Source organism: Schaalia cardiffensis (genome assembly GCF_016405145.1).
In the GTDB taxonomy this organism is placed as follows: domain Bacteria; phylum Actinomycetota; class Actinomycetes; order Actinomycetales; family Actinomycetaceae; genus Pauljensenia; species Pauljensenia cardiffensis.
This window is the reverse complement of the sequence record NZ_JAEKIA010000011.1, coordinates 11,550-35,181: the sequence shown is the minus strand read 5'-3', so window position 1 is coordinate 35,181 and position 23,632 is coordinate 11,550. Positions and strand designations below refer to the sequence as shown.

The 23,632-nt window shown below is 61.7% G+C and carries 21 protein-coding genes and 1 tRNA gene; 3 read left to right on the top strand and 19 right to left on the bottom strand.

Annotated features, from left to right (window positions below; genetic code table 11):
• Positions 1-22: 22 nt before the first annotated feature.
• The 10 genes from JFX23_RS07300 to JFX23_RS07255 form a co-directional block, all read right to left on the bottom strand.
• Entirely contained in the window at positions 23-553 is a 531-nt protein-coding gene (locus JFX23_RS07300) for a shikimate kinase (RefSeq protein WP_198776344.1), read from the bottom strand.
• The gene (aroB, locus tag JFX23_RS07295) at positions 550-2,139 is read right to left on the bottom strand and encodes a 3-dehydroquinate synthase (RefSeq protein ID WP_198776343.1); all 1,590 of its coding nucleotides are present in this window, start codon (positions 2,137-2,139) and stop codon (positions 550-552) included. Before aroB ends, JFX23_RS07300 begins: the two co-directional genes overlap by 4 nt.
• Positions 2,136-3,347, bottom strand: a complete 1,212-nt coding sequence (gene aroC / locus JFX23_RS07290; protein ID WP_198776342.1) for a chorismate synthase — start codon at positions 3,345-3,347, stop codon at positions 2,136-2,138. Before aroC ends, aroB begins: the two co-directional genes overlap by 4 nt.
• 43 nt (positions 3,348-3,390) lie before the next feature.
• Complete coding sequence (gene hisF / locus JFX23_RS07285; protein ID WP_198776341.1) at positions 3,391-4,164, bottom strand: imidazole glycerol phosphate synthase subunit HisF; 774 nt, start codon at positions 4,162-4,164, stop codon at positions 3,391-3,393.
• A gap of 76 nt (positions 4,165-4,240) precedes the next feature.
• On the bottom strand, positions 4,241-5,212 hold the full coding sequence (locus JFX23_RS07280) for an FKBP-type peptidyl-prolyl cis-trans isomerase (RefSeq protein WP_198776340.1): 972 nt from the start codon (positions 5,210-5,212) through the stop codon (positions 4,241-4,243).
• Entirely contained in the window at positions 5,209-6,597 is a 1,389-nt protein-coding gene (gene pafA / locus JFX23_RS07275) for a Pup--protein ligase (RefSeq protein ID WP_198776339.1), read from the bottom strand. Before pafA ends, JFX23_RS07280 begins: the two co-directional genes overlap by 4 nt.
• A 1-nt stretch (position 6,598) precedes the next feature.
• Positions 6,599-6,781, bottom strand: a complete 183-nt coding sequence (locus JFX23_RS07270) for a ubiquitin-like protein Pup (protein ID WP_005963634.1) — start codon at positions 6,779-6,781, stop codon at positions 6,599-6,601.
• Between the two features lie 17 nt (positions 6,782-6,798).
• Positions 6,799-8,310 carry a depupylase/deamidase Dop gene (gene dop / locus JFX23_RS07265; RefSeq protein WP_198776338.1) on the bottom strand — a complete coding sequence of 504 codons (1,512 nt, stop codon included), beginning with the start codon at positions 8,308-8,310 and terminating at the stop codon, positions 6,799-6,801.
• The gene (gene arc / locus JFX23_RS07260) at positions 8,307-9,866 is read right to left on the bottom strand and encodes a proteasome ATPase (RefSeq protein WP_198776337.1); all 1,560 of its coding nucleotides are present in this window, start codon (positions 9,864-9,866) and stop codon (positions 8,307-8,309) included. The genes dop and arc overlap by 4 nt, the downstream gene beginning before the upstream one ends.
• Complete coding sequence (locus JFX23_RS07255; protein ID WP_233050671.1) at positions 9,859-10,938, bottom strand: tRNA (adenine-N1)-methyltransferase; 1,080 nt, start codon at positions 10,936-10,938, stop codon at positions 9,859-9,861. The genes arc and JFX23_RS07255 overlap by 8 nt, the downstream gene beginning before the upstream one ends.
• A 79-nt stretch (positions 10,939-11,017) precedes the next feature.
• On the opposite strand from JFX23_RS07255, the gene JFX23_RS07250 reads away from it, so the two are divergent.
• Entirely contained in the window at positions 11,018-11,866 is an 849-nt protein-coding gene (locus JFX23_RS07250) for a RecB family exonuclease (RefSeq protein WP_198776336.1), read from the top strand.
• 261 nt (positions 11,867-12,127) lie between these two features.
• Here the strand turns inward: JFX23_RS07250 and JFX23_RS07245 are convergent, their stop codons facing one another.
• A complete protein-coding gene (locus tag JFX23_RS07245) occupies positions 12,128-12,799 on the bottom strand; it encodes an HAD family hydrolase (RefSeq protein WP_198776335.1) in 672 nt (223 codons plus the stop codon).
• Positions 12,799-13,656: an undecaprenyl-diphosphate phosphatase gene (locus JFX23_RS07240; protein WP_198776334.1), complete on the bottom strand. Its 858-nt coding sequence runs from the start codon at positions 13,654-13,656 to the stop codon at positions 12,799-12,801. The genes JFX23_RS07245 and JFX23_RS07240 overlap by 1 nt, the downstream gene beginning before the upstream one ends.
• Positions 13,657-13,742: 86 nt before the next feature.
• On the opposite strand from JFX23_RS07240, the gene JFX23_RS07235 reads away from it, so the two are divergent.
• Positions 13,743-14,681, top strand: coding sequence for an aldo/keto reductase (locus JFX23_RS07235; RefSeq protein ID WP_198776333.1), 939 nt, complete (start codon positions 13,743-13,745; stop codon positions 14,679-14,681).
• 67 nt (positions 14,682-14,748) lie between these two features.
• Here the strand turns inward: JFX23_RS07235 and JFX23_RS07230 are convergent, their stop codons facing one another.
• The 6 genes from JFX23_RS07230 to JFX23_RS07205 all read right to left on the bottom strand — a co-directional run bounded on the left by JFX23_RS07230 (position 14,749) and on the right by JFX23_RS07205 (position 18,815).
• Positions 14,749-15,033: a DNA primase gene (locus tag JFX23_RS07230; RefSeq protein ID WP_198776332.1), complete on the bottom strand. Its 285-nt coding sequence runs from the start codon at positions 15,031-15,033 to the stop codon at positions 14,749-14,751.
• A 32-nt stretch (positions 15,034-15,065) separates the two neighbouring features.
• The gene (locus tag JFX23_RS07225; RefSeq protein ID WP_198776376.1) at positions 15,066-16,163 is read right to left on the bottom strand and encodes an FAD-dependent oxidoreductase; all 1,098 of its coding nucleotides are present in this window, start codon (positions 16,161-16,163) and stop codon (positions 15,066-15,068) included.
• 91 nt (positions 16,164-16,254) lie between these two features.
• Positions 16,255-17,295, bottom strand: a complete 1,041-nt coding sequence (locus JFX23_RS07220; protein WP_005963613.1) for a GNAT family N-acetyltransferase — start codon at positions 17,293-17,295, stop codon at positions 16,255-16,257.
• 2 nt (positions 17,296-17,297) lie between these two features.
• Positions 17,298-17,978, bottom strand: coding sequence for a DsbA family oxidoreductase (locus JFX23_RS07215; RefSeq protein WP_040314123.1), 681 nt, complete (start codon positions 17,976-17,978; stop codon positions 17,298-17,300).
• A 74-nt stretch (positions 17,979-18,052) separates the two neighbouring features.
• Positions 18,053-18,138: transfer RNA gene (locus JFX23_RS07210), tRNA-Leu, on the bottom strand.
• 161 nt (positions 18,139-18,299) lie between these two features.
• A complete protein-coding gene (locus JFX23_RS07205) occupies positions 18,300-18,815 on the bottom strand; it encodes a MarR family winged helix-turn-helix transcriptional regulator (protein ID WP_005963609.1) in 516 nt (171 codons plus the stop codon).
• On the opposite strand from JFX23_RS07205, the gene JFX23_RS07200 reads away from it, so the two are divergent.
• Positions 18,814-19,569: an HAD hydrolase-like protein gene (locus JFX23_RS07200; RefSeq protein ID WP_198776331.1), complete on the top strand. Its 756-nt coding sequence runs from the start codon at positions 18,814-18,816 to the stop codon at positions 19,567-19,569. The genes JFX23_RS07205 and JFX23_RS07200 overlap by 2 nt on opposite strands.
• A gap of 252 nt (positions 19,570-19,821) precedes the next feature.
• On the opposite strand, the gene dnaE is transcribed toward JFX23_RS07200, so the two are convergent.
• Positions 19,822-23,433, bottom strand: coding sequence for a DNA polymerase III subunit alpha (gene dnaE, locus JFX23_RS07195; RefSeq protein ID WP_198776330.1), 3,612 nt, complete (start codon positions 23,431-23,433; stop codon positions 19,822-19,824).
• Between the last annotated feature and the right edge of the window lie 199 nt (positions 23,434-23,632).

The following is a 23,632-nucleotide window of genomic DNA, read 5'->3' as shown; positions in this document are numbered from 1 at the left end:
GGGTACCTCACTGTCGGGGAGATTAAGAATCGCCCGTAAGTCTACACTCCCGCACAATCGACTCCGCGATCTCCCGGGGCTCACGGCCACCGGTTTGTACTGATGAATCCGCCACATCCAGGTACCGGGCCCGAAGAGTCTTCATCATCATGGCGAGCTGCGCCCTCGGTGCACCCAGAGCTAGTGAACGTGGAGCGTTCAATCCCTGACGTCTCGCGAGCTCGCTGATCTCGACACTCAGCTCGACGACTCTCGTGCCCTGGGCTTTCGCATCGTGCAGGGCACGCAGCGTCTGCTCGTCCTCGATCTGGCTGGCGCCCAGCGTCACCACCGCCCCCGGGCTCGTCAAAACCCTCAGTGCGGCATTCCTGCGGGCCTCGGCAAGCCCTGGCGCATTGCGGATCACGAGCTCAGCAATGGGCGCACCGAGGGTGTTCTCCACGATGTCATCGGCCTCAAGGAAGTCGACCCCGAGTGTGTCGGCGAGGAGGCGCCCGACGCTCGTTTTGCCCGCGCCGGACACGCCGACAAGCACGAGGAGCGGCGTGTTCATGAGTGAATCCCGATCCTCTCTGCGGGCTCATCCAGTTCAGAGGGCTCGACCTGGAAGGCTTCAGGGCGGGCGATTCCTTTGAGGAGGATGAACCTCATGCGCCCCTGACGCGCCTTCTTATCGGAGGCGATCACATCCTTCAATTCCCCGAGCGTTGCGCCCTCGTAGGAGGTTGGAAGCCCCATTTTCGACAACACGCGAATATGGCGCGCCACCTCCTCTTGGGAGACTAGCCCCCGCAGCTGCGCCAGGTGTGCGGCGAAAACGCAGCCAACGGCGACCGCTTCGCCGTGACGCCAGGTGTAGTCCTCGCAGCGTTCAATCGCGTGAGCGAAAGTGTGCCCGTAATTGAGGATCTCGCGCAGCCCGGATTCTTTGAGGTCTTCGGAGACGACCCGCGCTTTGACGCCGATCGCCCGTTCAAGGAGTTCACGAAGCTCAGGTGAAGTCGGGTCGATCAGAGTGTCCGGCTCCGCTTCCTCAACGATGGCGAGGATCTTCTCGTCACAGATGAACCCGCATTTGAAAACCTCAGCCATGCCGGCCCGAAAATCACGCTCGGGAAGGCTTGAGAGGAAATCGAGATCGCACAGGACCCGCCTGGGAGGGTGGAAGGAGCCGACGAGATTCTTACCCGCCGCCGTATTGATCCCCGTCTTGCCTCCGATTGCGGCATCCACCATCGCCAAGAGTGTCGTCGGCACGGTCACGAGGTCGATGCCCCGAAGCCAGGTCGCAGCGACGAAGCCCGCCATGTCGGTGGTTGCTCCACCACCGATCGCGACAAGCGCGTCCGCGCGTCCGAGTGTGATCCGTCCCGCCAGATCCCACAGGCCCGCGACGACGTTGAGGCTCTTCGCGGCCTCGCCCTCGGGGTGGGAGGCAAGATGAACTTCGAGTCCTTGGGCGCGCAAGCCCTCAGCAATTTCCTGTGCCGCCTCCTCCACTGGGGAGGCGTGAACGAGGAGGACCTTCGTTGCCTGGGGGCGGAGGACCTCCAGGATCGCTTCGGCGGTGATTCCCCGTGTGATGAGCACATCGTAGGGGGCGCTGCCTTTGACGTGGATCGTGCTCCTGTGCGTGTCAATGAGACCGAGGAGGCGTTCGGCGACCTCCAGGGCGGGGCCATCATCGGAGGGCAGTGTCACGGTTTCAACCTCCCGGTAGTAGGGTTCGCGCTCCTCGCGCAGCCTGAGCAGTACCCCATCAGGGTCCTCTCGCAGCAGTGGACGGTGGTTCTTCTTCGTGACCCTGCGTAAGAGCTCTTCGTGTTCGACTTCGATCCGTACGACGTCAACGTTCTTGAGGAGTTCACGTACCCTGGGCGAAGTGACGGCCCCGCCTCCCAAGGAGATGATCGCTTTCATCTTGAGGGCGCGTTCCACGGCCTGAGCCTCGCGCTCACGGAACCCCGCTTCGCCTTCTTGGGCGAAGATCGTCGAGATCGAGCATCCCGCTTCTTCTTCGATGAGCCGGTCCGTGTCGATATGCGCAACACCGAGGGATTGAGCGGCGAGGCGCCCGACTTTCGTCTTTCCGGCACCGGGAAGACCGACGAGCACGATCGGCAGCGAGAGGGACGTCATGCGCGCTCCCCCACTCGCTGGCGGTAGGCCTCAAGATTGCGCCTCATTTCGGCGACGCTTTTTCCTCCGGCGTGTTCGAAGAGGGCATCGGCGAGGACGAGGGCGAGTTCGGCCTGGGCGATCAGTGCGCCGGGCACGAGCTGACAGGTGTCAGAACGCTGGTGAAGGCCGAGGGCTTCTTCTCCGCTTGCCAGGTCAACGCTGCGCAGGGCGCGGGGCACGGTTGAGATCGCTTTGAATGCGGCGCGCACGACGATCGGTTGGCCGTTCGAGGTGCCGCCCTCGATTCCGCCGGCGTGGTTGGAGGCCCGCAGCAGGTGGCCGTCTGGGCCTTTGAGGATTTCATCGTGGGCCTCAGAGCCGAGCATCGCCGCCTGGGCGAAGCCGTCACCGATCTCCACGCCTTTGACTGATTGGATCGACATGAGGGCGTGAGCGATCTTCGCGTCCAAGCGTGCGCGGGCGCTCACATGGCTTCCCAATCCGATTGGAACACCCCAGGCGATGACCTCCACGACCCCTCCGATGGTGTTGCCATTGGCTTTCGTGTGGTCCACGAGTTCGCGGAATCGTTGATCGAGATCCGCGTCGAGGGTCCGCATCGCGGAGGCGTTGAGTGCTTCCTCGTCGCCCGGCATCGGCAGGATGGGTTCTTCGGCACGCAGGCTTCCGACCTGGATGACGTGGCTGAGGAGTTGCACTCCCCCGACCTGGGTGAGAATCGCTTCCGCCACCGCCCCGAGGGCGACGCGCGCCGCGGTCTCTCTCGCTGAGGCGCGCTCGAGGACGGGCCTGGCGTCTTCAAGTTCGTAGGAGAGCATTCCCGCCAGGTCGGCGTGCCCGGGGCGGGGTCTGGTCAAGGGCTTGTTGCGCGCGATTTCGCGTTCGTCCCCGCTTCCCGCATCGATAAGCAACGCTTCGGGATCCACCGGGTCGGCCGACATGACGGTCTCCCATTTCGGCCACTCCGAGTTCGCAATCTCAATAGCAATCGGAGCGCCGAAAGTCAGGCCGTGGCGAACCCCGCCGAGGATCCTCACTCGGTCCTTCTCAAACTTTTGACGGGCTCCTCGCCCGTGTCCGAGTCGGCGCCTCCACAGCGCCCTTTCAAAGTCTGAGGTCTGTAACTCCAGGCCAGCAGGAACCCCTTCGATCACGGCGACCAGCGCTGGCCCGTGCGATTCTCCCGCGGTCATCCATCTGAGCATGCCCTCAGTCTCCCACAGCGAAGGGCCCCGGCCCCGGTGGTCCTCAGATGCGGACCTCGAAGCCCACCTTGTGAAGCGCGTTCTTCACGTCTGAGATCGCAACTTCGCCGAAGTGGAACACCGAAGCGGCTAGGAGCGCGTCCGCGCCCGTTCGCGCCGCTTCCAGGAAATGCTCGACCGTGCCCGCTCCCCCGGAGGCGATCAGTGGGATGGTGACTTCGGAGCGGAACACGGTGAGCATCTCAAGGTCGAAACCCGTGCGCACCCCATCAGCGTCCATGGAATTCAACAGAATCTCCCCTGCGCCAAGGGAAGCGGCTTTCAGAGCCCATTCGAGGGCGTCAATGCCGGTGGAGCGTTTGCCGCCGTGGGTCGTCACCTCAAAACCGGAGGCCGTGGTCACGCCCTCGGGACATCTGCGTGCGTCAACGGACAGGACGAGGACCTGATCGCCGAAACGATCCGCGACCCTTGAGATGAGATCAGGGTCTGCGATCGCGGCCGTGTTGATGCCGACCTTGTCTGCGCCGTGGGCGAGGAGGCGGGCCACGTCCTCGACACTGCGGACCCCACCTCCGACCGTGAGCGGCACGAAAACCTCTTCGGCGGTCTTGGCGACGACATCGAGCATTGTGGCGCGTCCCTGTGAGGAGGCCGAAACGTCGAGGAAGGTGATTTCGTCAGCGCCTTCTGTGCTGTAGCGGGAGGCGAGTTCCACCGGGTCCCCGGCATCGCGAAGATTCTCAAAATTCACGCCTTTGACGACGCGACCAGCATCAACATCAAGGCAGGGGATGATACGCAAAGCTACGGGCATGCTCTGATCCTAGTTGCCCGGATGCGGCTTCTTCGAGCGCAGTCCAGAAAAGTGGGCGTTCGTCACCCCGCCCTGTTCAACGCGCGGACTCGTCCTCAGCTTCGGGCTCATCCTCCCCGGCGGGCTCCGTTCCGAGAATATCGATGACAATGCACAAGGTGTCATCTCCGGTAGCAAGATCGGGTGGGACCGTGATCGCCAGGCGTGAACCGACCCTGCGGTCGACCAGAGCCTCCGAAAGTCCCTTCATCGTCGAGTCGAGGGGAACAAGTTGGGGCATCCCATCGAGCCAAGTCGACGAGCGGACGAGGGAATCGGACCATCCGATCACGGCATACTGTGCGACAACGCGATCATGTTCCCTCACCTGGGGGCCGTCGCCGCGGATGAGCGTTTGGACGCTCGTCCCCCTCGGCACACTCGCATCGTGAGTGACGAGGGGGCCGTCCGCGGTCATCTCAACCTGAAGGGGCCCCGCATGTTCTCCAGTGTTCTCATCCCCGTAGGCGCTCGAGGCGAGAATATCGATCACTGTGATCTCACTTGGCGTCGTACCATCGGCCTGAGAACCGAGGGGACGGATCGTCACGATCCGGGCCCCTTCCTTCTGGCCGATGACCAGGCTCGCCAGATCCACGCCGAGTGCTTCGGGATGCGCATGCCCGACGACGAGGCGGGGCCGCCCCCTTGGGGACTTTGACGCTCCGGAAGTCCCGTCGAAAGAACTGAGGGATAAGAGCACCGGGGAACCCGAGCTGATGTCCCTGCCCTCCCCGTTTTCCAGGACTCTGAATTTCAGGGCCCCAACTGTCAGTGGTCTCGTCAAAGAGATGACGGGGGTCGCTCCCGCGCGCCCGGAAACAGACACCGCATCCAAAGCCCCGAGGGGCGCTGATTGGGCCGTGTCTGTCGCTTCTTCCCAGGGGCGCAGGACTGCGAGTACGCCCAAGCTGAAAAGCAGCACAAGAACGAGGCCGAGGAGAACCCAAGGCAGGCGCCTCTTCTTCGGACGTTTCCTGTGGCGTCGATCAGGGAAAGGAGAGCTCATGCTGGCAACACCGGGGCGTGATCGTAGATCTTCTCAATGAAAGCGTCGACGCGCGGATCCTCGCTTGCCAGAGGATCTTGGAGGGAGAGCGGGGGCGTCATATGGTCATCCAATCGGGCGTGCACCCAGTCGACACTCACATCGGCGCGAGCATCTTCCGCTGCGCCAATGATCGCGCCCCGCAGGCGCGCACGGGTCGTTTGCGGGGGCGTCGTGATCGCGCGCCTGACACCTTCAGGGCAGGTGAGGCGCTTGACCAGGCCCGCGCCTTCGAGTTTTGGCAAGAGCCCCTGGGCGGTGATGTCGTGGTACGACAGTTCGAGTCGCGCGACTCTGGGGTCTGCAAGTGTCGTGCCGATCTTCGCCGCGTAGGTCGATAAGAGCTTGCGCTTGATCGCAATATCGAGTTCCGTTTCCACAGTGGACCAGTCGCCACTTGAAATCGCGTCGAGGCCGCGCCCCCACAAGTCGACGAGGTACAGGTGCATCTCATCCATTGAATCCGGGTCAATGGAGTCAAGCACGCGCTCGCGGATCGTTTTTTGAATCTCGATCGGAGTCGCCCAGCGGCCATTGGCCAATTCGATCCGCGTTGAGCCGCTCAGATCCACTGAGATCTCGCGGATCGCCCGCATCGGGTCCGCCAAAGCGAGATCCTCAATGACAAGTCCGTCTTCCACGGCCTGCAAAAGCAGCTCCGTCATGCCGATCTTCAGGGCGCTCGTTGGCTCTGCGACATTCGTGTCGCCAACGATGACGTGCATGCGTCGATAGGAGCCCGAATCGGCGAGGGGTTCATCTCGGGTGTTGATGATCGGTCGTGAACGCGTCGTCGCGGAGGAGACCATGTCCCACATCTGTTCGGCGCGTTGGGAGAAGCTCAGTGCCGCCCCTGAAGCGCTGTGCCGAATCTTGCCGTTGCCGACGAGGATCTGACGGGTCGTGAAGAAGGAGACGAGGGCGTCGGCGACCTGGCGGAAGTCGCGTCTGCGGTGCAGGAGGTAGTTCTCGTGGCAGCCGCAGGAATTGCCCTGAGAATCGAGGTTGTTGCGGAATAGGTGCAGCCTTTCAGGCTGTCCGAGTTCTTCGAAGGCCTTATCGGCTTCGAGGGCAAGTTCAGCCAAAATCAGCGAACCTGCGCGGTCTTGTTCGAGCAGGTCTTCGAGGCGGTCGCATTCCGCGGTCGCATATTCAGGGTGGGCGCCGACGTCGAGATAGAGGCGTCCCCCGTTCCTCAAGAAGAGGTTGGAGGATCGTCCTGCGCGAAGGAAGGGGTTGAAGAGCTGCGCTGCCGCGTGCTCGGCGTCCATGCTGGAAGCTCCGCCTTCGGCGGTGGCGGCCATGAGCCCGTACTCGGTCTCGATTCCGACGACTCGGCGCCTCACCTCACTGGCCGCCCTTCTGCACGAAGCCCTGAACGAAGGCCTCTGCATTGGTTTCGAGGACGGAGTCGATTTCGTCGAGAAGATCATCGAGGGACTGGGTGAAGGCCTGAACCTGGCCTGCACCGCCGAGTTCCTCCGGCTCGTTGTCCGGGCCGGAGGGGGCGAAGATCTGCCTGCTGTCCATGTGTGTTCTCCTTGGGTTCACAGTTCGCCGCTGCTCGCGGCATCGGCGATGGGGTGACGGATCAGGTCGCCCACCCCGGGGTCGAGGACGAGGGAGGTCCACGATGCCTTCACAAGGTCTTTTCTTTGGGCGACCGCCAAGCCGCGCCCGTAGGCGCGGGTGTTCGTCGGAGGAGTGTCTGCCGCCTTTTCAACCTGTGTCTCGGTGAAGAGCCTCGTGACGCGCCCCGCCTTCGCGAGGCGCATCGCGAGGGAATGCTCGGGGCGAAGATCCGCCCATTGCAGGTCCATTGCCGCGAGCCTCGGGTCTGACCATTCACAGCCTGCTCGCTCGCGCGCGCGGGCGAGCAGCTGGTATTTTCCGACCCATTCGACATCTGCGGCGACTGAGAAAAGATCGGCGCGCATCCGGTCGAGGACGGATTGCCACATTTCAAGGACCCGGGCGTCGACCTCGTCGGGAGTGGTTCCGAGACGCTCGAAGGTCGCCAGGACCAGATCAAGGTAGAGCTGCTGGAGTTCTGCCCCGTTATAGGAGCGTCCCCCAGCGGTTGCGATCTGATAATCGAGCTCGGGGTGGTGGGAGACGTTCCAGGTTTCTTGAACCGGGTCGTCGAGGCCGAGGGCTTCCCATTCGAGGCCGAGCCCCTGTTCAATGGCCCAAAGCACGAGGGATGTCGTGCCAAGTTTGAGCAGGATCGACACGTCGAAAAGATTGCCGTCGCCGCCGATGACGTGGAATCTGCGGTGTTTCGCAGGGTCGTCGTGGGCTTCGTCGCGAGTGTTGATGATCGGACGGTTGAAGGTCGTTTCCAAACCGACCTCGTTCTCAACGAAGTCCGCGCGCTGCGACATTTGGAACCCAGGGATCTGGGACTTTTGCCCGAGGCCGACGCGCCCGGCTCCGCAGATCACGGGGCGCGTCACCATGAAGGGCGTCATCCCCCGAACAATGTCCTCGAAGTCGACGCTGCGTTGGACCCGGTAGTTCTCATGGGTTCCGTAGGCGGCGCCCTTCCCATCGGTGTTGTTCTTCACGAGGACCAGGGGCGTGCCCTCGGCTTGGGCGCGTTCCATGATGCGCCGGGCGATGACTTCGCCCGCACGGTCCCACAGTGCGGCGTCGAATGCGCCGAGCGCCTCCGGGGAGGAGTATTCGGGGTGCGCGTGGTCAACGTAGAGGCGCGCACCGTTCTTCAAGACCGCTGTGGTTTGCGCGGGAAGGGCGAGCTCTTCTGGACTTGGGCGCGCGATCGTCTCTGAGCCGCCCGAAGGCGCCAAATGGTAGGGATCGTCCGTCAACAGGGAGGGGTCGGCTGCCGCCCGTGATAGACGCATGCCGCGCATATCGTTGAGGGGGTCTTCTGCCGTGTAGTCCCAACGCACCGGCGCCGCGCCCTCGGCCTCGGTACCGTGCCGGGAGATCTCAGCGTAGAGGCGAACGGCTTGAGTCGACAAGGCAATCGGGTTCGCCCAGGGGTCACCGGGCCGGTAGACGCCGTATTCGGTTTCAGTCCCGATGATCCTCATTCATCCCCTCCTCTGAGTTGTGAGATCGCAACGATCTCTTCTCGAAGGTCAATGGTGCGTGCCCAATCTTCCGGGGAGGAGGTCTGGGCCAGTTCCACCGACTCGCGCATCTCTTCGTGAACGCCTGAGAGGATGTGGGCCACTGACAGGCCGTGTTCTTCACCTTTGAGAGCATCTTTGATGGCGAGTTTCTTCGCCCGCTCCACGATTCCCGCGATCATCGCCCCTGAGATGACATCCCTGAAGTAGATCCGTTGTGTCCGCCCCGAGGCGAGGCGCGCGTCAAAAAGGGCGCTCGTCTCGTCTGTGACGAAGAGACGTTCCACGGCCTGGTCGATCATGTGATCGACCGCGGCTTCTGCGCAGCCGTGGGCCGCGATTTCCGTTTCACGGATCGGAATCCTGGGGGTGAGGTATTTCGTGAAAATGTCTCGCGCTCCGACCCGGTCGGGCCGTTCGACGCGGATGCGCACATCAAGACGACCAGGCCGCAAGACCGCAGGGTCGATCATGTCGGCCCGGTTCGAGGCTCCGATGATGACGACATTGTCGAGGGCTTCAACCCCGTCCATTTCCGCGAGGAGCTGGGGGACGATCATGGTTTCCACGTCGGAGGAGACACCGGTTCCGCGGGTCCTGAAAAGCGCTTCCATTTCGTCGAAGAACACGACGACGGGCACATCCCCAGCGGCCAGGGAGCGCGCCCTCGAGAAGATCGCGCGGATCTGCCGCTCCGTCTCTCCGACGAACTTGTTGAGAAGCTCCGGTCCTTTGATCGACAGGAAGTAGGTGCGTTTCCCGCTGCCCGCCTTCGATAGGGAATTCGCGACGGCTTTCGCGATCAGAGTCTTGCCCGAGCCCGGCGGACCGTACAAGAGGATGCCCTTGGGGGGTCGTAGACCGTAGGCGCGGTACATCTCGGGGTGGGTGAAGGGCAATTCGATCGAGTCGCGGACCTGGGCGATCTGTTCGTCCAAGCCCCCGATGTCCTCGTAGTTCGTGTCCGGAATCTCCGGGGTGAGGAGTTGCTCGACATCGGAGCGGATGATGCGTTCCAAGGCGATTCCCGAACGCAGGTCCACTACGAGGGAGTCGCCGGGGCGCAGGTTGCCGTGACGCACAGGGCCCGCGAGGAACAGCATGTGCTCTTGCCCGCCCTCCCCTGAAACGAGGACGCGATCGTTTCCGACGAGTTCAAGGACGGAGACGATCGAGCCTGTGCGTTGGAAACGGTCAGGAGCGACGGCGACAAGGTTGTCGTCGATGCGGATGCGCTGACCGTAGGCGAGGCTGTGCAAGTCCAATGAGGGGGAGACGGCGAGGCGCATGTGGCGCCCATTGACGACTGCTTCGATCTGCCGGGAAGCGATGTCGGCGTTGAGGAAGATCCCAAGAGTAAGCGGTGGACGATTCACTTCGAGGAGTTGCGCCTGTGCTTTGACGAGTTCACCGCGCGCCTGATGGAGGGCTTTCGCGAGGCGATCGTTCTTCTCCTCGAGGGAGACGATGAGGCGGCGCATGTCCTCCGTGGGCTCAGCCTTGAGATCCTCATTCATCGGTGTTCTTCTTCCCCTCGACCCAGGCTTCGGCCTTCGCCTGCACGTCCCTTCGGACTTTGCGCAGTTTCTTCTCGGAAGCTGTTCTCAGGCCCACCGCCGTATCGGACCAGGAGTCTTCCTCGTCCCATTGGCCCCCGAGTCCTTCTGAGGACTTTGCGGGACGAGTCGAACGGGTTTGAGGCGAGACCCCGGGAGCGAGGCGCCGAGTTGAAAGGAGGAAGCCGGTGTGGGCAACCATGCGGTGTACGGGGCGCACGGCGAGGCCGTCGACATGCCATTCGCGGCGCATGTCCTCCCAGGTGATCGGGTCTGTGAAGCATTGGGCGCCGCGTAGTTCCTCCATGAGGCGCGAGAGCTGCGTGACGGTCGCGATGTAGCAGACGAGGACGCCGCCGGGTGCGAGGACTCGGGTGATCGCCGTGATGTTCTCCCAGGGGGCGAGCATGTCGAGAACGACCCGGTCGACGCTGCCTTCTTCCATTGTGGCGAGTTCGGCGGCGAGGTCCCCGACTCTCAGATCCCAGGCCGGGTGAGCGGCCCCGAACCACAGATCGACATTCGCTCTGGCGATATCGGCGAATTCTTGTCGGCGCTCGACGGAGATGAGGTGGCCTTCTGGGCCGACGGCGTTGAGGAGCGCCATCGACAGGGCTCCCGAACCGGCTCCAGCTTCGACAACGGTCGCGCCGGGGAAAATATCACCCATATGGGTGATGACGCCGGCGTCTTTGGGGTAGACAACGGCCGCGCCCCTGGGCATTGACATGACGTAGTCGACCATGAGGGGCCGCATGATCTGAAATTCGCGTCCTTCCTCGGTGATGATGACCTGGCCATCAGGACGGCCGATGACTTCGTCGTGTAAGAAGCCTCCGCGGTTTGATTGGAACTTCCCGCCATGCACGAGGATGATCTGGTGAAAACGTCCCTTGGGGTCTTTGACTTGGACGCGATCGCCCTCGGCAAGGGGGCCGCGCCGATTCTCTTGGCCGAGTCGAGTCTGCTGGCTGAGTCGAGTCTGCTGGATGTGCGCGGCGGGGGCGTTGTCAGGCGTGGGGGTCTCATTCATCCTGTTCAGTCTATCCTCCAAGGCTGCTTCGCCCCTTGTGAGATCCGCAGATGAAGATGGGGCGCGCTAGCGTTGAGTCATGAGTTCTCCGACGCCACGAACCCAGGGCCTGAAGGGCCCCGCTCTTTCAGCTTCGCGCGCGAAGGAGTACGAGCGCTGCCCCTATCAGTACCGTCTCCATGTCGTCGACAAGATCAGCGACCCGCCGAGCAAGGCGACTGCGCTGGGGACTCTCGTGCATTCGGTGTTGGAGCGCCTCTACGATCTTCCTTTCAAAGAGCGCAGCGTCGAGGCCGCGATCGGACTGCTGGAAAAGGAATGGGATGCGAAGAAGGTGTCCTCTCCTGAGGTTCTCTTTGTTTTTGAGGCCCCCGAGGAAGAGGGCCCGTGGCTCGAGTCGGCCCGTAAGATCGTCACCGCGTATTTTTCGATTGAGGATCCCCAGTGGCTTGCGCCCGCGGCCCGTGAGCAGTTGGTCGATGCTGTCACTGCGGATGGGATCCGTCTTCGCGGTTTCATTGATCGGATTGATCGTTCTGCTGCGGGGGATCTGCGGGTTGTGGATTACAAGACGGGCCGTGCGCCCTCGCCGCGTTTCCAGGATGAGGCGCTCTTCCAGATGCGTTTCTACGCTCTGCTCTTGCAGTTGACGGATCGTTTGCCCGCCAGGACTCAGCTCCTCTACTTGAAGTCGGGGCAGGTCCTTACTTTCGACCCCGATCCTGGTGATATTGCGCGTTTTAGCGATCAGATTTCTGAGTTGTGGGGGCGTATTGAAGCGGATGCCAGGCGCGGGGAGTTCATGCCTCGCCGCAATCCGCTGTGCAATTGGTGCGGTGTCAAGCACCTGTGTCCTCTTTTCGAGGGGCGGGCCCCCGAGCCCCCTGAGGGGGGATTCGAGCGTCTCTTGCGTACCAGGGTGTCGTGAAGAGTGTCCTGAGCTGCGCACTCGGGTGTCTGACGACGATAGGCTCGTGGCAGGACCCGTTGGTGTGCGGGGCTCAGCTGATGGAGAGGGCCTAGGTTTCCTGCGAGGGGCGCGGACGAAGACACGCACTCACAAACGATGTGCTAGGTCGAAGAGGCGCATATGTGCCGCAGGCGGAGGCATGCACTCGCAAGCGATGCACAAGAACAAAAAGACGCCTGTGCGGCGCGGGCGGGGTCGTGCCCCCCTTGTGCCTTGGCCTCACAGGAGGTCGAAGCGCTCCCCCGCCATGAGCGCCTCAAGCAGCTCAATGCTCACATCATCAAGGCATGTCACACGCGAGTAGGCCGGTGAAGCGGGGACATCCACAACCCCGGGGATCACGACGACGATTGCTCCCGACGCGAGGGCCGATCGAATCCCCGTCAAAGAATCCTCGACGGCGACGCATCTGCGGATATCCGCCCCGAAAAGACGCGCAGCCTTCACATAAGCGTCCGGCTCTGGTTTGGGCCGAGCGATATCCTCACCCGTCACAATGCGGGCAAAACCCGGCTCTGGCGCGGCCTGGGCAACCCCATCAGCGATCTGACGCCACGAGGAGGTAACGAGGCCGAGGGGCACTCCCGCCGCATTCATCCGATTGAAGAGGCTATGAACGCCCGGCATCCACGGCACTCCCCCCGATTGGACAAGTCGAGCGACCTCGGACACGAGTTGGATCTCCAACTCCTGAGGATCACGATTCGCGCCCGTCGCCTCAAGCATGATGTCGATCGTGGTGCGCAGCGGACCGCCGATCATCTTCTCGCGCATGTCACGCGTCAACTCGCCCCCGAGGGAACGCATCATCTCCGCCTCGGCCTGTTCCCACAGAGGTTCGGAGTCGATGAGGGTGCCGTCTTGGTCGAGGAGGAGGGCTTCGGGCAACATCAGGCGAGCCCTGCGGTGGAGGCGGGCATGAGAACACCTGTGAGTAAGAGGGCGGCGACCACGATCGCAAGGCCAATCCGGTAGTAGACGAAGGGCTTATAGGACTTCGTCGACACGAGCTTCAAGAACCAGATGATGACCGCCCAGGCGACGAGGAAAGCGATGAGTGTCGCGACCGCCGTCTGCGGGACGGCGACCACATCTCCGCCTGAGAAGACCTTGTACACCTTGTACAGGCCCGAAGCGAAGACTGCGGGCATTGCGAGGAGGAAGGAGTAGCGTGCGGCGGCTTCGCGCGTATACCCGAGGGCGCGTCCCATGGTGATCGTCCCACCCGAACGCGACACGCCTGGGATCAGGGCCATCGCCTGGGCGAGGCCGTAGAGGATTGCATCGCGCCACGACATGCGATCGAGTGTGCGGACCTGACGCATCTTCGAATCCACGAAGCCGAGGAGCACGCCGAAAAGGGCCAACATGACGACCGTGATCCACAGGTTCCTAAAACTCGTGTCGATCCAGTCCTGCAGGAGGAGCCCGAGGATGCCGATCGGCAAAGAACCGAGGATGATCATCCACCCCATGCGGGCATCCGGATCTGAAGAGGGCAGGCGTTTCGCAGCTGGGATGAACGGCAGGGCTTTCCACCAGTGCGAAAGGATCCGCACGATGTCCTTCCAGAACACGATGACCACCGCAGTCTCTGTGCCGATCTGGGTGATTGCTGTGAAGGCCGCGCCCGGATCCTCCTTGCCCACGAGTTCACCGAGGATGCGCAGGTGCGCGGAGGAGGAGATCGGGAGAAATTCGGTGAGGCCTTGGACCAGACCGAGGAAAATCGCATCAAACCACGTCATGTTCTCACCCTACGGGCGAGGCGCGCCTTCACCGCTTTCACGATGCCCGATCGCGGTGTGGAACCGAACACGGCTACCCTGGCCACATGGACTTTCGCCAGTGCGGATCAAGTGGCCTTCGCGTCTCCGACTTGGGACTCGGCACCCTCACCTGGGGGCGAGACACCGAGGCGGCTGAGGCCGTTGATATGCTCGCCCGTTTCGCCGACGAAGGGGGATCCTTCATTGAATGCGGTCCCCTGGATGGTGATGGGCGTGCGCTCGATGTGTGCGCCGAAGCGATTCGCCCGCTCGGACGCCATCGTTTCGTCCTCGCATTGCGTGGAGGGGCCCGGCGTCTTCCCGATGGGAGTTGGGCATCCTCGGGGGCGCGCGGGGACATGCTCCGTTCTTTCGACGATGCCCTTGCCCGTCTCGAGGTCGACGATGTTGATCTGTGGCTCGCCTCCTATGATCCTTCCATCCCTGTGGAGGAGACTCTCGGGGCTGTGGAAACCGCTTATCGAAGCGGAAGGGCGCACTACATCGGTCTCGCGGGCTTTGGACTGTGGGATGCAGCTCAAGCGCTCACTCTTCTTCACTCCCTCAAAGGCATTCCCCTTGCCGCGATCCATGTGCCTTTCTCGATTCTCACGGCAAGCGAGAGCCTCGAGCTTCGCAATCGGGTCACTGATGCGGGTATCGGGGTGATCGCAGCTTCTCCTCTCGCAGGTGGGGTTCTCACCGGAAAATACCGCCATTCCACTCCCCCGGATTCTCGGGCTGCTTCGGCGCGGATGCGTGCGCTCGTCGATCCTTTCCTTGATACGGAAAATCGCGCCATCACCGAGGGCGTGGTGAGGGCCGCTGAAGGCTTGGATCGCACGCCCCTGGATGTGGCCTTGACGTGGGCGAAAGACGCTCCTGGTGTGACGACTGCTCTCATTGGGCCGAGGACTGCCCGCCAATTGGAGCAGATCCTCGAGGGGGGTGCTCCTCTTCCCCAGCCGATCAGGAGGGTGCTTGATGAGATCGCTGGTCTGTGAAGGCCCGTAGAGGCGCAGCTGGGGCCTTGGACTCAACGTCCAAGGCCCCAGGTCTCACGCCGAAAAATCAGTCATCAACGTCGACGAAACCATCATCGGAATCCTCGTCGTCCTCGAAATCCTCGTCGTAGTCTTCGTCCTCGTCGTAATCGTCGTCGAGAAGATCGAAGGGCAGTTCAACGCCGAAACCGGTGAAAAGCTCATCATCGTAAGTGAAGAAAGCATCACGCAGCGTTTCCTCGGCCGATTCCAAGGCCTCAGCATCCGCGTCATCCCCCTGCCGGGCGATGGCAAAATGCTCATGAAACGCTGTGATAAGGCGCTCGAGAGCGCCGCGGGGATCCTCAGTCATGCTTCGATCCTAGCCTTGAGAACACGATTCGATCAGGGAAGATTGAGTTGCGAGCGGATAACGGAGACCATGAGATCAGCCCCCTTGATCTCCGTTGTCTGATCCGCACCGACGATGCGCGACACGCCCTCGGCGTCTACAAGCTGCGAAGCGCCCATATTCGGGCCAAGCGGCAAAATCACCCACTCCTTCGTCGGCTCATACACGGCCTCAGGGGGCTCCCCTGCGATCAGAGCGGAAAGATTGGCGATCACGACTCGAGCCTGCTGGCGCGCCGCATCCGCTCTCTTCGACTCGCGCACATCCGTTAGGTCACCGACGGCGTAGCTGCGCTCATGGCCCACGACCTGCAGGCTCTTCTCAACCCGGAGGGTGCCATTGGGGTGGAGGAACTCCTCATAGTCGGTGCCGTGCAAATAGCCCGTGTTCGCAGCCGCCCCATAGCACTGGAACCAGATATCACCCTCGATCTGCTCACCGCCAAGGGTCGAGACCTGGAAGTGTCCGAGCTCGCCGACATTATGCGGCGGAAGGAAAGCGAGTTCGGATCCGGTGATCACGCGTATGCCGAGTTCGGCGAGCTGAGCGGAGATCTCTTCGCGCAGTTCCTCGGAGTATCCGGGCGAAGAAAGGATCGTGTCTTCCTTCTCGACGATAATGATCTCCATCCCGGGGAAGGTGTGGGCGAGTTCCCCGGCGAATTCAATGCCGACCGTGCCACCGCCGACGAGCATCACGGAGCGTGCGCCTTTGAAGTTCTCATGCAATTGGGCGAGGCGCGCCCTCGCGACCGCCGAATTCGACGAGGAGTACTTCGCGGGGAAGGGGTAGGTCGAGCCTGTGGCGAACACGAGGTAGTCAGCCTCGATCGGGTCGTGCCCGTAAACATGCACGGTGGTGCCTTCGACGCGCGAGACGGTGCCGTGAACGAAACGCCCCCTGGTGAGCAGGTTTGTGTAGGGCATGAAGATCGCCTGTTCCCAGACCTCGTCCACGGCGGCACGCAAAGCGGCTGCGTGGTGCACGAACTGGTCCTTCTGTTCAACGAGGACGACCTCGGCGATCGGGTCGAGGCCCTTCGCGACGGTGATTCCGCCGTATCCACCGCCGATGACGACAACACGAGCCATGGTGTTCTCCTTCAATGTGTCGAGCTGTACGTATTGTGTCATTGCCTTCGCTTCCTCGCCTGGGACGATGAGCGAATTTGAAGCGCAAGGCTTAGTTCTCGGCGTCGAGTCCGAGGGCGCGGCGAATATTCGGGGCGAAGAAACCGGGGCCTTTCAAGACTTTCCCGTCTTCACGAAGCTTGACGGAACCATCGGGCATGAGCTTCGACAGGTTCGAGGCCTGTACTTCTGCGAGGACCTTGTCGAGGTCGATCCCCGATTCGATCGCCATCCCGTAGATGACATAAACGAGGTCGGCGAGGGCGTCGGCCGTTTCAATGAGATCACGAGTGCAATCATCTGAATCGACCGCCTGCTCGCTCGCGACTTCCACGATGGAGCGAGCGGCTGCCCCGTAGACCGCGCCCATGAGCTCGGCGAACTCTTCTTGGATGAGCGACATCCTCATGTGGATGCGCTCGTAGTCGATCGTCGGTGCATTCCCCGTCCCCAGGCGCACCGGCATCGAATAGGTCCGATGGAATTGTTCAACGAGCTTTTGAGGCTGGGAGGGGTCGAGGGCGGGGCCGCGGCCAGCTCCCGGCCCGTCCCAGGGAGCCACGGGTTTTCGAGGATCCGTCTTCAACAGGGCCGCAGTCCACTGGTCCGGGCCCTTGAGGCAACGGCGCACTCCCTCCCGGGTGAAGCCATTGCGCCACACGGGTTTCCAGGATCCCCAATTGCCGACCTGGGCGCGCCATTCGACACGTTCGACGCGCATGTGTCCGAAGGCGTAGTCGAGCGCGAGGCCCACGGCCTCGGTCATGAATCCTTTGCCCCACTGGTCTTGGCGAATGAAGAAGGCGATTTCGCAGGCTTCGGGGGTTCTCGGGGAACGGATGAGTTCGATGCGTCCGAGCAGCGCCGAGTCAGCTGCGCTCCTGATCGCGAAGTCTGCGCTTCCCTTCGCCCATTTCTCTTCAGATTCGGCGAGGTTCTCCCGGGCCATGTCGAGGGTGTAGGGGAAGGGCACGCTCGTCGTCTCGCTGATCCGAGGATCTTGGAGGCACTCGCACAGCTCCTTGGCATCCTTGCTCGTGATCGGCGTGAGGATAAGCGTTTCTCCGATCAGGCGCGGCTCTTCCTGGGGCATCTTCAAAGATCCTTTCCCGAGTTCTCGTAGGCGGTTGCCAAGATGTTGCTCAGCGCCGTCACCGTTTGATGATCCTCGACGACGAAGCGGCGGTCGAAAAGGTAGGTCGGCAGGCACCCGATCCCCATTTGGATGCCGATCTGGAAGTCTGAGAAGACTCTGGACGCGTACTCGCTTGAGGCGAGGGCTTCGACGACGTATTCGGCGGGCATGCCGATGTCTTGGGCGCATCCGATGAGCACATCCGGGTCGGAGATGTCGAGCGCCATTTCGAAATATGCGCGTCCGATCGCCTCGGCGAGCTTCAAGGCGCTCGTATCTGCTCCGCAGCTCGTGTCATTGACGAGGTCGAAGTCCGTGGCGGCCGCGACTGCACGATGCGCGCTTGTGGTCGGGGCGACGATCGCATGGTCGAAGTCGAAGACGATCCCCTCCGCTCTTCCGAGTTTCTCCAAGCGGGCGTCCTCGGCGAGGACCTCGTCGAGACTCTCACCGAGGTCCTCAATGCGGTGAACTTTCCTGGGGACGTCGAGGGCGTGGTCGAGTTCTGCTTCGAGGAGGAAGGCGTGCAGGCAGACCTCAACCTGCGTGGCGTGGGGGAACTCGGCGAGGGCGCGCCGAAGGTGGCGAATGCCGAGATAACACCAGGGGCAGCTCAGCTCCGCCCATACATCGATATGCACGAGGGTTCCTCCTTGGCTCAAGAGGCTGTGAACATAACAGGAGAGCCCGGAGCTAAAGCCCCGGGCTCTCATCGTGCGCGGAGGGGGACTTGAACCCCCACCCCCTAATACGGGGACTAGCACCTCAAGCTAGCGCGTCTGCCTATTCCGCCACCCGCGCAGGTGACTGCGTGTTCTCAGCGAAGTTTCCCTCGCTTCGGACGAGGAAGACTCTAACACGATCTCACCTTCGAATACCAAATCGAGGTCCATGATTGAGGCTCCCAGCAGGGTTTTTCGCCGGATCTGGCCGAATTCACCTTTCGCGGTGAATGAGTGAACTCAGGCGCGGATCTTGGAGAGTTTGTCGCCAAACCCCTGGACGATTCGCACGATGTCGCAGATTTCCTCCTCATTGAAGCCCTCGAGGAGGTATTCGCGGATCATCCCTTGGTGAAGTGCGTTCGCCTTTTTCACAACCTCTTCACCCTGTGAGGTCAGACACGCGCAGGAGCTGCGTCGATCCTCCTTCACGCTCGTCTTCTCAATCCACCCGTCACGTTCAAGATGAGTCGTGATGTAGGTCAATCGCGAAGGGGAGAAGATCACTCTTTGGGCCAGTTCTCCCATGCGGAGCGCATGATGCGGAGACTCCCAGAGGGCGAGCAGGACATTGTAGTCGGACAGGGTCAAGCCGAATTGGCGCTTCAAGCGGTTCTCAAGGATCCCTTGAAGACGGGCGGATGCTTCGAAGAAGATCCTCCAGGCACACATCCTCGTGCCTTCCGCATCCGAAGGGTCGTGCTTATCCGATGAATCGGGCGTCGTATATCGTGAAGCTTCGTCCTGCTGGATCATGACGATCATCATAACCGCGACAAAGAGGCTCACCCTCGTCGCATTCCTTGCCGAAGATGCTCGTCAACGCACATCTAAGGAGATCCCGATGAGTTCACACTCACGCTGGAGCAGCGTTCTTTTTGATATTGACGGGACCCTCGTTGATTCAGCCTCCGTCGTGACGAAAGTCTTCGGGATCGTGCTCTCGTCAAGGGGATTCCCGGTTCCTGAAGAATCGGCGCTCATGAAGTATGTTGGTCCGCCCTTGTGGTGGTCTTTCACTGATCTGGGATTCGAGGGTGATCTTGTTGAAGAGCTCGTCACCTCTTATCGACGCACATACATTGAGTTCTACCTTGAGCCCCTTCCTTTCCCCGGAATCACGGACCTCATCTCCCTCCTCCACGCGGCTGGTTTTCCTCTTGCCACGGCCACTTCGAAGCAGCAGCCCATGGCTCTTGCGCAGATTGCGCACTTGGGGCTCGAGGATTCTTTTGATGTGGTCGCCGGTGCGACTCCGGGGCGTGATTCCACGAAGGCGAGTGTCATCGCCGATGCCTTGAGTCGACTTGAAGCTCAAGGTCATGATGTGTCCCGCCCGGTCCTCATCGGGGATTCCATTTGGGATGTCGAAGGAGCCGCTTTAGCTCGGATTGATGTCATTGGTGTGAGTTGGGGGTATGCGCAGCCGGGTGATTTGGATTCGTGCACGGCCCGTGTTTCTTCTCCTCAAGAGCTTGCTGAGCTTCTCGGACTTTCAGAGCCCGAGTGAGGGCGTCTCATTTTCACCGCACTACGGGGTCACGATGCGGGTTTCTTTACTGGCGAGGACCTCGCTTTGGCGTTGAGATAGTCCTTCCAGAGGGTTTTGTGCGCCTCCTTGCACGCGTTGTTTCCTTTGCTTCAAGCGCGTTGCAACGCACTGTTCCATTCAGTGCCGATTGTGGCCACTCTTTCGCTGCTTGCACATTGTCTTGCAGCTGCTTCGTTATGCACCTGGCCTCCTCTTTCCTATAGGTGATGTTCATCTGAAGTCCCGTGAAGAGGTGTGCACGGGCAGGGCGATTGCCTTCATCCGGTGGGCCGTGATGCTCACGGCACCATCCCCGTATTCGACCCGTCCTCGTATCTCAAGAGCCTTCGATCCGAGCGCAATCCCCTTATGCGCATTCCACATGTCCGGCGAGCAGGAAATATTCACAATCCCCGTTTCATCCTCGAGGCTGAGGAAAATGATTCCCTGGGCGGTGTGGGGCCGCTGCCTGTGAGTCACGATGCCCGCAACGCAGATCACCTCACCACAGTGCTCAGCCCCCACCTGCTGGGCCACAAGGACTCCGCGCTCAGCGAGTTCGTCGCGCAGCAACTCGAAAGGATGACGCTGAGGTGAAAGACCCATGGACTGATAGTCGCTGATGAGGGCCTCCTCCTCGTTCATCTCCGGCAGAAGCGGAGCTTTTGCGCCCACTTGAGTGCCGGGCAGGCAGGGTTGAATCCAGGAGGAGACTCCCAGGGCCCCTGCTGCCCACACTCCTTCTCGCCGTGAGATGCCAAGACTTGAGAGGGCTCCTGCCTTCGCGAGTCTGACGATCGAGGGCTCGTCGAGTTGGGCGCGGATGACAAGGTCCTCCACGGAGGTGAAGGGCCCCTCCCTGCGCGCTTCAAGGATCGCTTCGGCATCGGCGCCCAGGCCGGAGATGTCGTTGAGACCGAGACGCACATGCGCACCAGGGGTCGTGTCGAGACGGATCGGGGCTGTACTCGGGGGCGGCGCTTCTGTCTTTTCACTCCGAAGCCAACCCGCGGTATCGATGTCCCTTCCCCTTTCCAGGCTGATTCCCCTTTCCGGGCTTATTCCCTTTTCGCGGCCGGTGCCTCTGTGAGTGCCGATTCCCCTGTGAGTGCAGCTTCCTCTTTGATCGCTTCTTCCTCTTTGCGGGCTCATTGGCGCCGAAGGAGTTGCTTTCGCGCAATGACCCTCCTCCCCGCCGACGCCTGTTCTCGCACGCGGATCGCTATTTGCTGAGAACTCGACGCTTGCCTCAAGCTCAGAGGCGTTGACATCGGGAGCGAGGACGGAGAGCTCATGCCTTCGGGCGTCATGCACGAGGGAGGCCGGACTGTAAAAACCCATCGGCTGGGCGGCAAGGATCGCCGCATAGAACTCCTCCGGATGATGGACTTTCAACCATGCGGAGGCGTACACAATGTGCGCGAAGGAGAAGGCGTGGGATTCGGGGAAACCGAAGTCCGCGAATCCTTTGAGTTGAGTGAATATCCCCTCTCGTGCTTGTTCTTCCACGCCGCGAGCCTTCATCCCCTCCATGAGGGGCCCGCGGAGTTCCTCCATCAGTTCAGGAGATCGTTTCGCACCCATTGCCCTTCTCAGACGATCAGCCTGAGCGGGAGTGAATCCTGCGACGTCAATCGCGATCTGCATGAGTTGCTCTTGAAACAGGGGGACCCCCAGGGTCTTCTCAAGGGCGGGGCGCATCAGGGGATGCAGGTAGGAGACTTCTTCTCGGCCCCTGCGTCGACGCAGATAGGGGTTCACGGCCCTGCCTTGAATGGGGCCGGGGCGGATGAGGGCGACTTCTACGACGATGTCGTAGAAGCAGCGGGGTGCGAGCCGGGGAAGGGTGTTCATCTGTGCGCGCGACTCCACTTGGAAGACGCCGACGGTGTCTGCCGCACAGAGGAGCTCGTACACTCTTGGATCTTCTTCGGGCAGATTATGCAGCCCCAATGGCGATCCGTTCCTGCCAAGAACTCCACGTTCCCTCAGTCGCTCGAAAGCGATTCTCAGGGCGGAGAGCATTCCCAGCCCGAGGAGGTCGAATTTCACGAGTCCCGCGTCCGCGCAATCTTCCTTGTCCCATTGCAGAACGCTCCTCCCCTCTTTCGCCGCCCACACGATCGGGCAGATCCCCGAAACCGGCTGATCGCTCAGCACCATGCCACCTGAGTGGATCCCCATGTGTCGGGGGAGTTTGTGTAGCGCGGAGGCGACAGAGAGGACGAGCGGGGGCGCCCCCGAGTTGCCTTCATCCTTTTCAGCCCCACTCCCTTCACTCCCACTCCCCCGCGTCTGGACCCTTTTCCTTCCTGCTCCCTCCTCTTCCTTCCTTTCTGCCCCGTCTTCGTCCTCTTTCTTTCCCCGCCCACTCCCCTTAGCCCTGTTTTCCTCCAGGGACGCAAAGGAGTGACGAGATATCCCCTTCGACCAGGCAGCAGCGAGCCCCGCAGGGTATCCGAGGGCGCGAGCGGCGTCTCTTATAGCGGATCTGGGCCGATAGGTGATGACATTCGCAACTTGAGCGGCCCGCTCGCGCCCGTAGAACTCGTAGACGTGTTGGATGACTTCCTCTCGACGCCCAGCTTCGATATCAACGTCAATATCGGGCGGAGAGGAACGACCCGTCGACAAGAAACGCTCAAAAAGAAGGCGATGTCGAACAGCGTCGACCGCAGTGATCCCCAGGGCGTAGCAAACCGCCGAATTCGCAGCCGAGCCGCGTCCCTGACACAAGATCCCACGCTCCTGACAAAAATCGACGATCTCTTTCACGATAAGGAAATAGCCGGAGAATCCGAGAGTCTCAATAACCTCAAGTTCATGCTCAATCGTCTCCCAGGCGCGCGGATGCTTCTCGCGTGTCCCGTAGCGTTCAAGGGCCCCGCGCCTGGTGAGTTCTGCGAGCCAAGAGGCGTTGCTGTATCCCTCCGGTATGTGGGTACGCGGCAGGCGCGGGGCGAGAAGACGCAGGTCGAAGGCGATTTCACCTCCGATGTGAGCAGCTTGGGACACGGCTTGGGGATTGCGATGATGAATGCGGAGCATCTCTTGCGCCGAACGCAGAAAGGGCGGGAATGCACCCAGATGAGGCTCGACGCGCCCGAGGGGCTTCCCGATCCGTATTGCCGCAAGAACATCCGCAAGCCCCTGGGAGCGAGGAGTCGCGCAGCGAACCGCTCCCGTTGCGAGGAGTCGGAGCCCGCGTTCTTGTGCGAGAAAGGCAAGCACGTCTCCCAGCTGGGGGTCATCAGTGGGCGTCAGGGCGGATTCAATGAGGAGGTGTTCTTCACCGAAAGCGTCGATGAGGAAGTCACGCATTCTTCTCGCCCCCTCGATGCCGCCCGAGTGGAGGGCACGGCGAAGTGGACCCCGTCGCGTTCCCGAGAGGATAAGCCAGTCCTTCTTCGCGTCGGCAAGTTCTGAAATGAGGTGGGCAGCCTTTCGAACACCGGGGCGCGCAAGAGCGTGGGCGCTCATCGCCGAACTGAGCGCCGTGTACCCCTGTGGGCTCGAAACGAGGATGGGGAGGCGGATTCCTGGGTCTTCGGCCCCCGGGGCGAGCCCCCATCCGGGATTCACAGCATCGTGCTCGGCCTCGAGAAGACCTGTCGGGTCGAGGCTGAGTTCTGCGCCGTGAATGATGGGCATGCCGAGTCTTCTGCCCGCAGTTGTCGTCTGGATGGCGGAATGCGTGCCGTCAATGTCGAGGATCCCCAGCCCTTCCAGGCCGAGTTTCACTGCAGCTTCAACGAGCGCAGCGGGCAAGTCGGCGCCCTCGAGCAGGGTGAATGCGGAATGCGCATGAAGTTCGGCGTAAGCGGCAGGAGCATTGTGGATCACCCCCACAGCCTATCGAACACCTGTTCTATTACGAGTCTCTTCCCCTTCGCACTCTCCCCTGAGGAGCACACTTCTCAGCGAAGAAGCGCTGGCATCGCCACCCCTGCACCCCGTCGGCCGAGAAGCACGCGCATCTCATGAAGCCGCCCCGCGAGCAATGGCCTCAAAAGAACACGAGCCCCCGCCCTCGTCAAAAAGG